Genomic DNA, 13,819 nt, shown 5'->3' with positions numbered 1-13,819 from the left:
GGCCCGGAACGGAGCTTGCGTTCAGGGCCGGCCAAGCGAAACGGTCATCCCCGCGCGGCGATCGCGTACAGCGCCACGGCCGCGGCGTTCGAAACGTTCAGGCTCTCGACCTTGTCCGAGATCGGCAGCTTGGCGAGCTGGTCGCAATGCGTTTCGGTGTTCTGGCGCATGCCTTCGCCCTCGGCGCCGAGCACCAGCGCGATGCGGCCCTTGCCCATCACTTCGCCGAGCGTGCTCTCGGCATGGCCGGTCAGCCCGATCCGCCAGAAATGCGCCTCCGCGATTTCCTCCAGCGCGCGAGCGAGATTGACCACGCGGACCCAGGGCACGGTCTCGAGCGTGCCGGAGGCCGACCGCGCCAGCGATCCCGATTCGGGCGGCGAATGCCGGTCCTGGGTAATGATACCGAGCGCGTCGAACGCTGCCGCCGAGCGCAGCACTGCGCCGACATTGTGCGGATCGGTAACCTGATCGAGCACCACGAGCGGGCGCTGGTCGTCTGCGCCTTGCTGGAGCAGGTCGCCCAGCCAGATATCCTCGAGCGGATCGACTTCGATGACCAGCCCCTGGTGCGGCGCGTCGCCGGGCACCAGCCGGCCGAGATCGGCGACATCGGCAAAGGTGATCGGAATCGATGCCGGGATGTCGAGCCCGCCCAGCGCCTCGCGAGTCCCCCAGATCTTCCGCACCGTGCGTTCGGGATTGTCGAGCGCGGCGAGCACCGCGTGGCGTCCATAAAAGCGCGGATGCGCCGTGGGTGCCTTGCTCGGGCGGTGTCCTTTGCGTGCCATCAGTCTAGATCATCCGGGTTGGGGTAGGCGAACGGATCGGTGACGTTCGGCTCGGTTGGGAAGGGGAGCCGCGGCAGCGGCTTGTCGGCATTGGCGGCGTTCAACAAGAAGCTTGCCAGGATCACCGAGGCCTGGCGCATGTCCGCCGCCTTGATGTGATCGAAGGTGTCGATGCTCGTGTGGTGGAGCCGGCTGCCATAGTCCAGCGGATCCTGGATGAACTGGAATGCGGGGATGCCGACCGCCGAGAAGAACACATGGTCGGTGCCGCCCGATTTGCGGATCGCCACGGTGTTGGCGCCGAGCGAATTGAACGGGGCGAACCATTCGCGGAAGGTCGGCACCACCGCGCCGTTATTCTCGGTATTGATCCCGCGAATCTTACCCGATCCGTTGTCGAGATTGAAATAGGCCGCGAGCTTGTCATAGCCGGGCTGGCGCGTGATCGGCCAGCGATTGGCCCAGCCATAGAAGCGCGCAAGGCCGGTGGTCGCCGCGCCCGGCTTGCGCTGGCGCGTGGCGATATGCTTCTCGACATAGGCCATCGAGCCGAGCAGCCCTTGCTCCTCGCCCGACCACAAGGCGAAGCGGATCGTGCGCTTGGGGCGAACGCCCATCGCCTGGAGGATGCGCGCGGCTTCCATCACCATCGCGACGCCGGCGGCGTTGTCGACTGCGCCGTCGCCCGCGACCCAGGAATCGAGATGCGCGCCGGCCATGACATAGGCGCCTGAGGGATCGCTGCCCGGGATGTCAGCAAAGATGTTGTACGCCTGGGTATCGGTGTCGACGAAATGTACGACCTGCTCGAGTTCGACCACGGGCGCATTGCCCTGCTTGGCGAGCCGCGCGAGCCGGCGATAATCCTCGGCGGCGATCTCGACGCCGGGAACCTGCTGGGTCTCGCCCGCGCCGAACAGATAGCCGGTGCCGCCGACCAGCTTGCCGTCGCGCGACGACATCGTGGCATAGGCAACGGCGCCCTCAGCCTTGAGGAACGCGTCGAGCTTCGCGCTGTAATCGAGCCGCTTCATCCGGCGATCGCTCGCCTCGGGATCATATTTAGGCTGCTCATAGGTGTCGAACTTGGCGAGCTCGTCGCCGGTCCAGCGCTTGAACGCGGGATCGGTGGGCTCCGAGCCGTCATTGGGCAGCGTGACCATCACGATCTTGCCGGCGAGCTTGCCGCGATAGCGCTCGAAATGGCGCTCCTCGGTCATCGGCGCGACGATCACCGGCGCGCTGACCTTGCCCGCGGTCGCCGGAGTCCAGGCGATCGGGATCGCAGTGAGGCTAATCGGGCGGGGGCTGACCATCCGCGCGCTCGACCGCTCGATCCACCAGCCGCGGCCGAAGTCGAAGCCTTCCTTGTGCGCATTCTTGAGGCCCCATTGGCGGAACCTGGCCAGCGTCCAGTCCTCCGCGGCGCGCATGCCGGGCGAATTGGTGAGGCGCGGTCCGATATGGTCGGTCAGATGCTGGACCGTGCGCATTGCCTCGGAGCGGTTGAAGCCCTCATCGAGGATGCGGTTCACTTCATTGCGATCGACCGACTGCGCGGCGAGCGGCGAAGCGGCGAGGGCGATAGCGAGGATGGCGGCGGCGGTGCGCATGGGACTCCTGCGGACGGAATGGATGGCTGGGACGCTATGCGTCGCCGGGCGTGCGCGCAAGGCGTTGACAGGTCGGGGTCGCTTCGGCATTGGACCGCCTCGCTTCGCTGGCGGCACCATGGACAGGTGGCCGAGTGGTTAAAGGCAGCAGACTGTAAATCTGCCCGGGTTTCCCGTACGCTGGTTCGAATCCAGCCCTGTCCACCACCGCCGCCGGCGGGGCGTTTTCTCCCAACCCAGAATACAGATTGCTCCCGGGCATGGCCTTGCCATGCGCGGCCGTCGGCATGTGCATTGTGTCTGAAATCCCACAATATGAGCACAACTATCACATTTAGTGAATTTTGCTTCCAATCGTGGGCGGCGCTGCTATTCGACGCACAACAGCCGAGTCATCGGCGCGCGACCCTGTTGGTCGCTATCGGGTCGAGTGGAGAGTGTATGCGTAAGGGTATCTGCGTCGTTCGTAACAGCGTTTCGCTGGCCGCCATTGCCGCCGCCGCCGTGTTTTCGCCGGCCGCCTTCGCGCAGGAAGCGCCGGCAGAACAATCCGCCGACTCCGTCGATCAGGCCGTCGAAGCGCCCGCCGACGAAGGGGCTGAAAATGATACGATCATCGTCACCGGCACGCGTGCGAGCCTCCAGTCGGCGATCGGCCGCAAGAAGAATTCCGGCACGGTCGTCGATTCGATCGTCGCCGACGATATCGCCAGCTTCCCCGACAAGAATGTCGGTGAGGCACTGAGCCGCATCACCGGTGTCCAGCTCAGCCGCGAGTTCGGCGAAGGCACCCAGGTTTCGATCCGCGGCGTCGAGCCTGATCTCAACCGCGTCCAGATCAACGGTGTCAGCCAGCAGAGCGCCACCGGCGGCCGCGGCGGCGACTTCCGCGAGCTCGCGGTCGAACTGGTCAAGTCGATCGACGTCTACAAGGGTTATATGGTCGATCTGCCCGAGGGCGGCATCGGCGGCACCGTCTCGGTCGAGACGCGGCGCCCGCTCGACCTCAAGGATCCGATCTTCAGCATCAAGGCCGAGGGCCAGCGCCTCGATTTGACCGAGACCTGGCAGCCGCGCCTTAATTTCCTGGCCGGCCGCGGCGACCTGCTCGACGGCCGCTTCGGCTTCATCGTCAACGTAACGCACAGCGCGGTCGATACGCGCTCGGACTTCGCTGCGAATACCAACTGGAAGCGGATCGCCGATTTCGATCGCTCGACCGAGAAGACGATCGCGAATTCGGCTTATTCGGGCTTCAACACCTATGAGAGCTGCGCGGGCGTGACCGGCGGCACTGCGGCGGTGGCCACCGCCAACCGTCTCGCCTGCGAAACCCAGTTCTTCGATTGGGCGCCGACCATCTATCGCTATCGCTCGCTCGACCGGCGCGACTACCGCACCTCGGTCGACCTGCAGGCGCAGTTCCGCCCTACGGACAATTTCAACTTCTGGGTGCAGGGGCAGCTCAACAAGCGCCGCCAGCAGCTCCGCGACATCAATTACTCGATCAACGCCGACCGGTTCGAGCGCTATAATTACGATGCCGCGCTGCCGGCCAATGCCGCGGGCGGCACCTCGCGCCCGCGCATCACCGACGGCACCTTCACGATCGAGGACCATGTCGTCACCAGCTCGACGCTGGCGCTCAACGGCGTCAATGTCGGCACTGCCAATGCGCCCAATTACAACGGTGCGAACAGCATCGTCAGCGTCCAGCGCCGCAACTTCGATTACGACCAGTTCACTCAATATTACCAGACCGGGTTCGACTGGGATCTCGATCGGCTCAAGGTGCGGGGCCTCGGCGCCTATTCGAAGGCGCAGCTGATCAACAATACCAATCTGGTGTCGCTCAGCACCGGCGTCAGCGGGATCACCGTCGATCGCCGCAACGAACTCGGGCTCCCGGTGTTCGGCTTCCCGTCGAGCTTCGATCCGGCCAATGCGGCAGACTATGGCGTCGCCCGGAATGGCGCGAACGGGCAGGCGCTCGTCCAGGCGGGGCCGACGGTGCAATACCGTCCGTCGGACGAGGGCTCGAACGAGAAGCTGGCGCAGCTGGACATGGATTACGAGCTCGGCTGGGGCCCGTTCACCACGATCGAATGGGGCGGCCAGTTCCGCGACCAGAGCTATTTCCGCTATCAGGGCGGTGGCGGCCGGCTGCTCCAGGCGGCGGTCCCGGCCGTGCCCGCGGCGGGCATCGTCGGCTCGCCTGCAGTGTTCCAGAGCACGGCCAATGTCAGCTACAACACCGTGATCGGGCCGGTCCCGGCGAGCGGTCCGGCGGCCGACACCTATTACTGGACGCAGGCGCAGTATCAGGCGTTCCTCGCGCAGACCGGGGTGGTCAATGGCGGCTCGCCGCTTTTCACCGGACTGCAGGGCGCGCCTTCGGGTGCGCCGGGCCGGATCGGTTTTGCCGAATTCGCTCCGGAGCTTGGCAATTATTATGATCTGTCGCGCTTCACCCAGGCGCTGGTCCGCGACGCCAACGGGCTGCCGCAGATCCCGGCCTATGTCATCGACGAGCAGATCGCGTCGGCCTATCTCAAGGCGAATTTCGAGCAGGAACTGCTCGGCATGAAGCTCAGCGGCAATATCGGCGTGCGCTATACGAAGACGCGCGACCGGGCGATGGGCACCAACCGCCGCAACGAGATCCGCATTCGCCCGGGCACCGGCGTGCCCGGCATCCCGGCGGTGACCGAGACGGTACAGGCGCTCACCCAAGAAATCACGATCGAGAACAAGTACGAGGACTGGCTGCCCGCTGTGAACCTCAACCTCGAAGTGGTGCCTAACCTGTTCGTCCGCGGCACCTATGCCAAGAATATGGCACGGCCGAAGCCCACCGACCTTGCCCCGACGATCAACTGCACGATCGACACGCTCGATGCGATCGGCGTCGATGATACCTGCACGGCGGGCAATCCCGATCTGCAGCCCTATCGCGCCGACCAGTTCGACGTGAACGCGTCCTGGTATCCGAACCGCGATACGCTGATCAGCGTTGGCTATTATTACAAGGACATCAAGAGCTTCGTCGTCCCCAACGTGACCCGCACCGGGGTCGATCTCTATCATGACGGCACCACCTATACGGTGCGTCAGCCGGTCAACGCGTTCGGTGCCAAGCTCGACGGCATCGAAGTCAGCGCGCAGACGGTGTTCAGCTTCCTGCCGGGGCCGTTCGATGGCTTCGGCGTGGGCGGCAACTTCACTTATGCCCGTGTGATCAATTCGGGCTTGACCAACCAGTCCACCGGCGAAGCGCTCGACGGCTATCCCGGCCTGTCGAAGTACACGTACAACGGCAGCCTGTTCTACGATAAGGGCTTCCTGAACGCCCGCATTTCGTACAACCGGCGCAGCGACTGGCTTGCCGTGGCGTCGGACGCGAACTTCGACAACAGCCCGATCTTCCGCAAGGGTGAGACCTTCATCGATGCCAAGGTCATGTTCCGGCTGACCGACAAGTACAGCGTCTGGGTGGAGGGGCTGAATCTGGGCAAGGAATACAGCCAGACCTATATCGATGCGTCCAAGCCGGTGGAGTATAACTATCCGGGCCAGCGCATCTTCGTCGGCATGCAGTGGAAGCTGTGATGCAGGTCCGACCGGATTTTGCTGCCTGCGGCTGGGCGTAGGGGTATTCCGGTTTTGCGTCCTGTTGCGCTAGCCGGATGCCTGCTTGCCGCGGGCTGCGCGTCGGGTGCGCGGCCCGCGATTACCCCTGCTGCGACCGAATGGAAGATCGCGGCCGAGCAGGCGGCGCTGGTCACGATCGGCGAGGTTATCGACATCGAGACGCCGGCCGGATTGTCGCTCTGGTATACGCGTGAACTCAAGGGGCCGGTGACGATCGAGTTCGAGGCGCTGGCGGTGTCCGAGGGCGGCGCGCTGGATGAAGTCAGCGACCTCAACGCGTTCTGGATGGCGCGCGACCCCGCCGCTGCCAGCGGGTCGGTGTTCGGCAAGAAGCGCTCGGGCGCATTCGCCGACTATGACGATCTCCAGACCTATTATGTCGGGATCGGCGGCAACCGGAACACCACGACGCGCTTTCGACGCTATGTCGGCGAGCCGGGCAACCGGCCGCTGCTGCCGGCGCACGACCTTAAGGGCAGCGAAAATCTGCTCGTCGCCAATCGCTGGACGCGCGTGCGGCTGATCGCCGACGGGCGGCACATTGCCGTTGAGCGCGACGGGCGGCGGATCTTCGAACTCAACGACGCCAAGCCCTACAAAAGGGGCTGGTTCGCGCTGCGTACTACCAAGAGCCATTTGCGCATCCGCAACCTGCGCATCGGAAAACCATAGGAGAGAGACATGGGCGTCACGCGACGGACGATGATGGCCGGGACGATCCTGTCGGCGGCAGTCGCAGGCCCCGCGCTGGCGCAGTCGCGGCGCGGCAAGGCAGTCGAAGCGCCGATCCGCTGGATCGACGGTGCCGCGCCCGAGCTCCACAATGGCCAGACCTTCGGTGTTGCCTGGGCGCGCGGCGCGCTTGCCAAGGGGCAGGCGCTGACCGTCCGCTCTAGCGCCGGTGAAGTGCCGTCGCAGAGCTGGCCGACCGCCTATTGGCCCGACGGCTCGATCAAATGGACCGCGCATGCGGTGCCGGCGGGGCAGGGCGGCGAGAAGCTGACCGTTGCTTCGGGCCGGCCCGCGCTGCCCGCTGCGCCGGTGTCGGTGCGCGAGACGGGGGACGCGATCCTGATCCGCTCAGGGGCGCTCGAGTGGGAAGTCGCCAAGAGCGGTTCCGCCGCGGTGCGAACGGCGAAGATCGGCGAGCGTACCTTGCTCACCAATGCCCGCCTGCTCGGCGAGATCCGCGCGGGTTCGCCCGAGGGCGAGCGCGTCGCGCTGACCGGCACGATCGAGCGCGCAGTGGTCGAGCAGAAGGGGCCGGTGCGCGCGGTGGTGCGGCTTGAGGGGCATCATGTCGGCGGCGGGCGTTCGGTCCTGCCCTTCGTGGTGCGGCTCTATGCCTATGCCGGTTCGGACGCGCTGCGCGTGGTGCACAGCTTCGTCCTCGATATCGAGGCGACCGACCATATCGCGGCGCTCGGCATCGCGACCGATGTGCCGATGCGCGGGCCGCTGCACGACCGTCATGTCCGCCTCGCCACTGCTGACGATGCGATGTTCGTTGAAGCGGTGCGCCCGCTGACCGGATTGCGTCGCGATCCGGGCAAGGCAGTGCGCGAGGCGCAGATCGCCGGCAAGGCGGTCACCGCCGAGATTCGCGATCCGGTGGGCAAGCTGCTCGAGCGCATCCCGGCGTGGAGCGACTTCAGCCTTGCCCAGCTCTCGGCCAATGGCTTCACCCTGACCAAGCGCACCGGCGAAGGCCATGGCTGGATCGATGGCGACGAAGGGCGCCGCGCGCCCGGCTTCGGCTATGTCGGTTCGCCGCAGGGCGGGGCGGGGATCGCCACGCGCTATTTCTGGCAGCGTCACCCGAGCCAGATCGACATTCGCAACGCCGCTACGGACACCGCCAGCCTCACCGCCTGGCTATGGTCCCCCGAGGCCAGGCCGATGGACCTGCGCCCCTATCACGGCACGATGGGGATGGAGAGCTTCGCCGCGCAGAACGAAGGGCTCGACGTTACCTATGAGGATTACGAGCCCGGCTGGGACGACGCCAAGGGGATCGCGCGCACCAGCGAGCTGATGCTCTGGGCATTCGACGCGACGCCCGAGACGCCGCGGCTCCAGGCGCTCGCTCGCGCCGCTGCCACGCCGCCGCAGTTGATGGCCGAGCCTGCGCACCTCCATGCTGCCGGCGTGTTCGGCGACTGGGGCCTGCCCGACCGCTCGACGCCGGCGCGCGCGCGGATCGAGGACCAGCTCGCCAACCTCGTCGATTTCTACGACGGCGAAGTCGATCGGCGGAGCTGGTACGGCTTCTGGGATCATGGCGACGTGATGCACAGCTATGACAGCGACCGGCACCAGTGGAAGTACGACATCGGCGGCTTCGCCTGGGCGAACTCCGAACTCTCGCCCGATTTGTGGCTGTGGTACACCGCGCTGCGCTCGGGCGATGCCAAGACGTGGCGGCTGGCCGAGGCGATGACGCGGCACACCGGCGAAGTCGACATGTACCACATGGGCCGTTTCGCCGGGCTCGGCACGCGGCATGGCGTCCAGCACTGGAGCGACAGCTCGAAGCAGCCGCGCGTCAGCAACGCCGCCTATCGCCGCATCTTCTATTATCTCACTGCCGACGAGCGGGTGGGCGACCTGATGCGGACGCTCGCCACGTCGGAACAGACACTCGCCGGCGTCGAGATCGGCCGCAAGACCAGCGCGCCGAAAGAGAACTTGCCCGCGGGCGTGATCCAGATGGCGTTCGGCACCACCTGGGCGGTGTGCGCGGGCGCGTGGCTCACGGAATGGGAGCGGACCGGCGACAGGAAGTGGCGCGACCGCATCGTCGCGGGGATGGACAGCATCGGCCGCCTGCCCAATGGCTGGCTGACCGGCGGCGCGCCCTATGACCTCAAGAGCGGGCGGTTCCTGAGCCGCGACAACATTGGGATATCGCACCTCAACGCCGTGTTCGGTGCTGTCGAGATCCAGGCCGAGCTGATCCAGCTGATCGACGTGCCGCGCTTCCGCCAGGCGTGGCTCGACTATTGCCGCTGGTTCAATGCGCCGCGCGACGAATGGGCGGCGAAGTTCAACCGGCCCTATGGCGGACGCAACTTGAAGCAGGGCCATTCGCGGCTGACTGCTTATGTCGCGAAGGCGACCGGCGACGCCGCGCTCGCCAAGCGTGCGGCGGAGGAATTCTATTCGGGCGAAGCCGGGCAGCGCATGGCCGCGGACCCGCGGGTGAAGCTGCCCGGCGGGGTGGTGGAATGGCCGGGCATTTCGACCAACGGTGCATCGCAATGGGGGCTGGCGGCGATCCAGACGCTGGCGCTGGTCCCGGAGGCGCTCGACACGGTGCCGGTTCCGACACGCGCGCCGCGGGCGGACCAGGCAAATCCGGAGCAGGCGCCGAGTTATCGGCCTTAAATCACCCGTCACCCCGGCCTTGTGCCGGGGTCCACGGTGCCGCGACGGCTAGACTAGAGGCTCGAGCTTCTCGCCCATCCGCGAAGTGGACCCCGGCACAAGGCCGGAGTGACGAAGAACTAAAATACTGCGCTTACCAATTGCCGAAACGCGTCGGCGCGGTGGCTCATCGCGTGCTTGGCGTCGGGGTCCATCTCGCCATAGGTGATGTCGTGGCCGTTGGGCACGAAGACGGGATCATAGCCAAAGCCGTGTTGCCCGCGCGGCGGCCAGACCAGCACGCCGTCGGCGCGGCCCTCGAACCATTCGACATGGCCGTCGGGCCAGGCGATAGCGAGCGCGCAGACGAAATGTGCATCGCGGCCGGTCTCAGGCGGGAGTGCGGCGAGCTTGTCCTCGACGCGCTGCATCGCGACGCCGAAGTCTTTGGTCTCGCCGGCCCAGCGTGCCGAGAAGATGCCGGGATCGCCGCCCAGCGCCTCGACGCACAGGCCGGAATCATCGGCCAGCGCTGGAAGCCCCGACAGGTCCGCGGCCTGCAGCGCCTTGAGTTCGGCGTTGGCGACGAAGGTCGTCCCCGTCTCGTCGGGCTCGGGCAAGTCGAGCTCGGCGGCGGACACCGGCTCGATCCCATAGGGACCGAGCAGTGCCTTGATCTCGCGCACCTTGCCGGGGTTGTGGCTGGCGATCACCAGCTTGCCGGGCTTCAGCTTGCGGATCGCCTGGGGGGTGTCGCCTTCGCCGCTCATCCTACGGCCTTCAACTGCGCAGCGAAGATCTGGTTGCACCCGATCCGCGCAAGGCGGAGCAGGCGGAGCAGGCCTTCTTCGTCATAGGTCGCGCCCTCGGCCGTCGCCTGCGCCTCGGCGATCTTGCCGTCGGCGAGGAGGACGAAGTTGGCGTCGGCATCGGCGGCGCTGTCTTCGTCATAGTCGAGGTCGAGCACCGGATTGCCCTGATAGATGCCGCAGCTGACCGCGGCGACCTGCGTCAGGATCGGGTCCTTGTCGAGCAGGCCTGCCGCCAGCAGCTTGTTGGTCGCGATGCGCAGCGCCACCCAGGCGCCGCTGATCGCCGCCGTACGCGTGCCGCCATCGGCCTGGATCACGTCGCAATCGAGCGTGATCTGACGCTCGCCAAGCAGCTTGAGATCGGTGACCGCGCGGAGCGAGCGCCCGATCAGCCGCTGGATCTCCTGGGTGCGGCCCGATTGCTTGCCCTTGGCCGCTTCGCGTGCGCTGCGCGTGTGAGTGGCGCGCGGGAGCATGCCATATTCGGCGGTGACCCAGCCTTCGCCCTTGCCGCGCAGCCAGGGCGGGATCCGCTCTTCGATGCTTGCGGTGACCAGCACGCGGGTGTCGCCGAAGCCGATCAGCACCGAACCCTCCGCGTGACGCGTGAAGTTGGGTTCGATCGTGATCGTGCGCATTTCGTCGGGGGCGCGGCCGGATGGGCGCATCGGTTCATTCTCCTGCAAACTGGTTGGCGCCACCTAGACGGTGTTGGAGGGCGGCACCAGTGCGCGCGCCGCCTCCGGAACAAAGCCGGGCTGCACCCGTACTGGGCGGAACCGAGGGAGTATAATATGCGCGAGTGGATGGCATTGAGCGCGGCGGCGCTGGCACTAGCAGGGTGCGTCGCGCCCGAGCGGCCCGATGTGGTGCGGCCGATCGAAGGCGATTCGATCAGCTATGAGACCGGACCCTGCTTCGGCCGCTGCCCGGTCTATGCAGTGACGGTGCGTCCCGATGGATCGGGCGTGTTCGAAGGCAAGAACTTCACTGCGGTGACCGGCGAGCGTAGTTTCCGGCTGACCAGGGCCGAATATGACGCGTTTGCCGCCAAGCTGGCCCCGTATCGTCCGGCCACGGGCGAGATCCGCTATACCCCCGACGAGCCGCGCTGCGGATCGGCGCCGACCGACATGCCGAGCGTGGAGGTCATCTGGACCCGCGCGATCGGCGACAGCCAGAAGCTGCATTTCTATTATGGCTGTCGGCGCGACAATGCGGCGATAGCCGATGCGCTGGGCCACGCTGCGGAGCTGCTGCCGATCCAGGCGCTGATCGGGCCGCGGCCGTAGTCACCCTCACCCTACCGGCCCTCAGCCCCTCCCTCTCCCGATGGAAGAGGGAGGGGCTGAGGGCGACGGAGGTTGAGGCCGAGCCGCGGGACGCTACATAGGGTGGCATGAGCACCCCACCGATCCACGAACTCACCGATCGCGCGCGCGACGTGTTTCGGATCGTCGTCGAATCCTATCTCGACAGCGGCACGCCGGTGGGATCGCGCACCATATCGAAGATCTCGACGCTCAATCTGTCGCCCGCCTCGATCCGCAACGTCATGCAGGATCTGGAGGAAGCCGGGCTGCTCGCCGCGCCGCATACCAGCGCGGGGCGGATGCCGACTCAGACCGGGCTGCGCCTGTTCGTCGACGGGATGATGCAGGCGAGTGCGCCTTCGGCCGAGGAGCGCGCCGCGATCGAATCGCGTGCCGGGCAGGCGGGGCCGGTCGAGGAGGCGCTGGCGAGCACCACCGCGGCGCTTTCGGGCCTGTCGTCCTGCGCCGGGCTGGTGCTGGTGCCCAAGGCCGAGCCGGCGCTGCGCCAGTTCGGCTTCGTGCCGTTGAGCCAGGATCGTGCCCTCGCGGTGCTGGTCGGCGAGGACGGGTCGGTCGAAAATCGCGTAGTTGAAATTCCCGAGGGGATCGACGCGGCGGCGCTTCAGCAGGCGGCGAATTATATCAGCGCGATGCTGAGCGGGCTGACGCTCAGCCAGGCGCGGGCGCGAATCGAGCGCGATCTCGGCCAGCACCGCGCCGCGCTGGACAGCGCCGCCGCGACCCTGGTCGGGCGCGGGCTTGCGGTGTGGAGCGAGGATGGCGATCGCCGGCCGGTGCTGATCGTGCGCGGACAGGCACGGCTGATCGACACGTCCGCGGCCGAGGATCTCGATCGCGTCCGCCAGCTGCTCGACGAGCTCGAAGGCAAGGAGGAGATCGCCCGATTGCTCGACAGCGCGCGCGAAGGCGAGGCGACGCGCATTTTCATCGGATCGGAGAACAAGCTCTTTGCGTTGTCCGGGTCGTCGGTGATCGCAAAACCGGTGCGCGCGCTGGACGGGCGGGTGGTCGGCGTGGTCGGGGTGATCGGCCCCACGCGGTTGAACTATGCGCGCGTCGTGCCCATGGTGGATTTCACGGCGGCCACATTGGCCCGATTATTAGCCTGACGAACGGGAATCATGTCGAACGAGAATGAGAAGATGAGCGCGGACCTGACGGACGCGGACACCAACCTTCGCGAGGAAACTGCGGAAGCGGCGCCCGAAGTGGCGGAGCATGACCGCGCCGCCGAGCTGGAAGCGCAGCTCGCCGAGGCACGCGCCGCGGTGATGTATGCGCAGGCCGAGACGCAGAATGTCCGGCGCCGGGCCGAGAAGGAGGCGCAGGACGCGCGGGCCTATGCGGCGACTGCATTCGCGCGGGACATATTGTCGGTTTCCGACAATCTGACGCGTGCGCTCGCGGCGATCCCGGCGGATCTGCGCGAGGACGAGAAGCTCAAGGGCCTCGTGGTGGGCCTCGAGGCGACGGGCCGCGAGATCGATTCGGTGTTCGCGCGCCACGGCATCTCGAAGATCGTCTCGGTCGGCGAAGCGCTCGATCCCAATCGCCACCAGGCGATGATGGAAGTGCCTTCCGCCGACGCCGAGCCGGGCACCGTCGTCCAGGAAATCCAGAGCGGCTACATGATCAAGGACCGCCTGCTGCGCCCGGCGCTGGTCGGCGTCGCGAAGAAGCCCGACTGAGAATCGCTCGCGATTGGCTACGAGAGTGGCCAGCCGCGAGTTCGAAACTTCGCTATTGCTAATCATTCGCAACGAACGCTAAAGGCAAGGCCGGCTCGCTTCTGGGCTGGTCGCGAGGGGTTCTGCGTGTATCAATACCTCGATCGAACGGTGTGCGAACTGGGCTCGGGCGAGGCGTTGCTCGTCTGGGCGATGCGCCAATGGGTCGAGGCGATGCGCGGCGGACGCTGCCCGTGCGCGGCGCTCGGGCCCACGCTTTCGGCGCGGCGACTCGGCGCGATTCTGCCCGACTTCAACATTGCGATGATGCTGCTCGATCGCGAAGGGGTCTGCGCGCTGCAGTTCCGGCCGGTGACATGTGCCAGCTTGGGCGATGACGAGGCATTGTTGCTTGCGCTTCACGCCGCCGCCGCGCAGGGGCAGCAGGCCGTGGTCCAGAATATCGTCCAAGCCCTTGTTAAGCCCGAAGCGCAGCGCACGCTGCAACTCGCCGCCACGCGCATCGCCCAGGCCCTGGCCGCCTGAGCATTTCTATTCAACGACCCAGGATCGTCTCTTCCCATG

General features: G+C 66.5%; 11 protein-coding genes and 1 tRNA gene. 8 read left to right on the top strand and 4 right to left on the bottom strand.

Going from position 1 to position 13,819, the window contains the following annotated elements:
* Positions 1–44 precede the first annotated feature (44 nt).
* Both rlmB and BXU08_RS09915 read right to left on the bottom strand, forming a co-directional pair.
* Positions 45–791 (bottom strand): 23S rRNA (guanosine(2251)-2'-O)-methyltransferase RlmB, encoded by a 747-nt coding sequence (gene rlmB, locus BXU08_RS09920; RefSeq protein ID WP_077509914.1) that lies wholly within the window; start codon positions 789–791, stop codon positions 45–47.
* Positions 791–2,404, bottom strand: a complete 1,614-nt coding sequence (locus BXU08_RS09915; protein WP_077509913.1) for a M20/M25/M40 family metallo-hydrolase — start codon at positions 2,402–2,404, stop codon at positions 791–793. Before BXU08_RS09915 ends, rlmB begins: the two co-directional genes overlap by 1 nt.
* Before the next feature lie 120 nt (positions 2,405–2,524).
* Here BXU08_RS09915 and BXU08_RS09910 point away from each other — a divergent pair.
* From BXU08_RS09910 to BXU08_RS09895, 4 genes are all read left to right on the top strand, one after another.
* A tRNA-Tyr gene (locus BXU08_RS09910) sits at positions 2,525–2,611 on the top strand.
* Positions 2,612–2,845: 234 nt separating this feature from the next.
* Positions 2,846–6,013, top strand: coding sequence for a TonB-dependent receptor (locus BXU08_RS09905; RefSeq protein ID WP_171982487.1), 3,168 nt, complete (start codon positions 2,846–2,848; stop codon positions 6,011–6,013).
* Between the two features lie 54 nt (positions 6,014–6,067).
* On the top strand, positions 6,068–6,727 hold the full coding sequence (locus BXU08_RS09900) for a DUF6250 domain-containing protein (RefSeq protein ID WP_253190329.1): 660 nt from the start codon (positions 6,068–6,070) through the stop codon (positions 6,725–6,727).
* A gap of 9 nt (positions 6,728–6,736) precedes the next feature.
* Entirely contained in the window at positions 6,737–9,442 is a 2,706-nt protein-coding gene (locus BXU08_RS09895) for a Tat pathway signal sequence domain protein (protein ID WP_077509911.1), read from the top strand.
* Positions 9,443–9,561: 119 nt separating this feature from the next.
* Here BXU08_RS09895 and rdgB read toward each other — a convergent pair whose 3' ends face one another.
* Together rdgB and rph are read right to left on the bottom strand one after the other, a co-directional pair.
* The gene (gene rdgB, locus BXU08_RS09890) at positions 9,562–10,191 is read right to left on the bottom strand and encodes an RdgB/HAM1 family non-canonical purine NTP pyrophosphatase (RefSeq protein WP_077509910.1); all 630 of its coding nucleotides are present in this window, start codon (positions 10,189–10,191) and stop codon (positions 9,562–9,564) included.
* Positions 10,188–10,901: a ribonuclease PH gene (gene rph / locus BXU08_RS09885; protein ID WP_077509909.1), complete on the bottom strand. Its 714-nt coding sequence runs from the start codon at positions 10,899–10,901 to the stop codon at positions 10,188–10,190. The genes rdgB and rph overlap by 4 nt, the downstream gene beginning before the upstream one ends.
* A 126-nt stretch (positions 10,902–11,027) precedes the next feature.
* Between rph and BXU08_RS09880 the strand changes: the two genes are divergently transcribed.
* The 4 genes from BXU08_RS09880 to BXU08_RS09865 all read left to right on the top strand — a co-directional run bounded on the left by BXU08_RS09880 (position 11,028) and on the right by BXU08_RS09865 (position 13,780).
* Positions 11,028–11,525, top strand: a complete 498-nt coding sequence (locus tag BXU08_RS09880; protein WP_077509908.1) for a DUF6438 domain-containing protein — start codon at positions 11,028–11,030, stop codon at positions 11,523–11,525.
* Positions 11,526–11,632: 107 nt separating this feature from the next.
* On the top strand, positions 11,633–12,676 hold the full coding sequence (gene hrcA / locus BXU08_RS09875; protein ID WP_077509907.1) for a heat-inducible transcriptional repressor HrcA: 1,044 nt from the start codon (positions 11,633–11,635) through the stop codon (positions 12,674–12,676).
* Positions 12,677–12,688: 12 nt separating this feature from the next.
* Positions 12,689–13,255 carry a nucleotide exchange factor GrpE gene (grpE, locus tag BXU08_RS09870; RefSeq protein ID WP_077509906.1) on the top strand — a complete coding sequence of 189 codons (567 nt, stop codon included), beginning with the start codon at positions 12,689–12,691 and terminating at the stop codon, positions 13,253–13,255.
* A 126-nt stretch (positions 13,256–13,381) separates the two neighbouring features.
* The gene (locus tag BXU08_RS09865; RefSeq protein ID WP_077509905.1) at positions 13,382–13,780 is read left to right on the top strand and encodes a hypothetical protein; all 399 of its coding nucleotides are present in this window, start codon (positions 13,382–13,384) and stop codon (positions 13,778–13,780) included.
* Positions 13,781–13,819: the final 39 nt, after the last annotated feature.

It is taken from the genome of Sphingomonas sp. LM7 (assembly GCF_002002925.1).
Lineage (GTDB): Bacteria > Pseudomonadota > Alphaproteobacteria > Sphingomonadales > Sphingomonadaceae > Sphingomonas.
Note: the sequence above shows the minus strand (reverse complement) of the source record. Positions and strands in the feature narration are given on the sequence as shown.

Coding starts and splice junctions, on each gene's coding strand:
- hrcA (WP_077509907.1), top strand. CDS start 11,633: ATGAGCACCCCACCGATCCACGAACTCACCGATCGCGCGCGCGACGTG.
- BXU08_RS09895 (WP_077509911.1), top strand. CDS start 6,737: ATGGGCGTCACGCGACGGACGATGATGGCCGGGACGATCCTGTCGGCG.
- rlmB (WP_077509914.1), bottom strand. CDS start 791: ATGGCACGCAAAGGACACCGCCCGAGCAAGGCACCCACGGCGCATCCG.
- grpE (WP_077509906.1), top strand. CDS start 12,689: ATGTCGAACGAGAATGAGAAGATGAGCGCGGACCTGACGGACGCGGAC.
- BXU08_RS09880 (WP_077509908.1), top strand. CDS start 11,028: ATGCGCGAGTGGATGGCATTGAGCGCGGCGGCGCTGGCACTAGCAGGG.
- BXU08_RS09915 (WP_077509913.1), bottom strand. CDS start 2,404: ATGCGCACCGCCGCCGCCATCCTCGCTATCGCCCTCGCCGCTTCGCCG.
- rdgB (WP_077509910.1), bottom strand. CDS start 10,191: ATGAGCGGCGAAGGCGACACCCCCCAGGCGATCCGCAAGCTGAAGCCC.
- rph (WP_077509909.1), bottom strand. CDS start 10,901: ATGCGCCCATCCGGCCGCGCCCCCGACGAAATGCGCACGATCACGATC.
- BXU08_RS09905 (WP_171982487.1), top strand. CDS start 2,846: ATGCGTAAGGGTATCTGCGTCGTTCGTAACAGCGTTTCGCTGGCCGCC.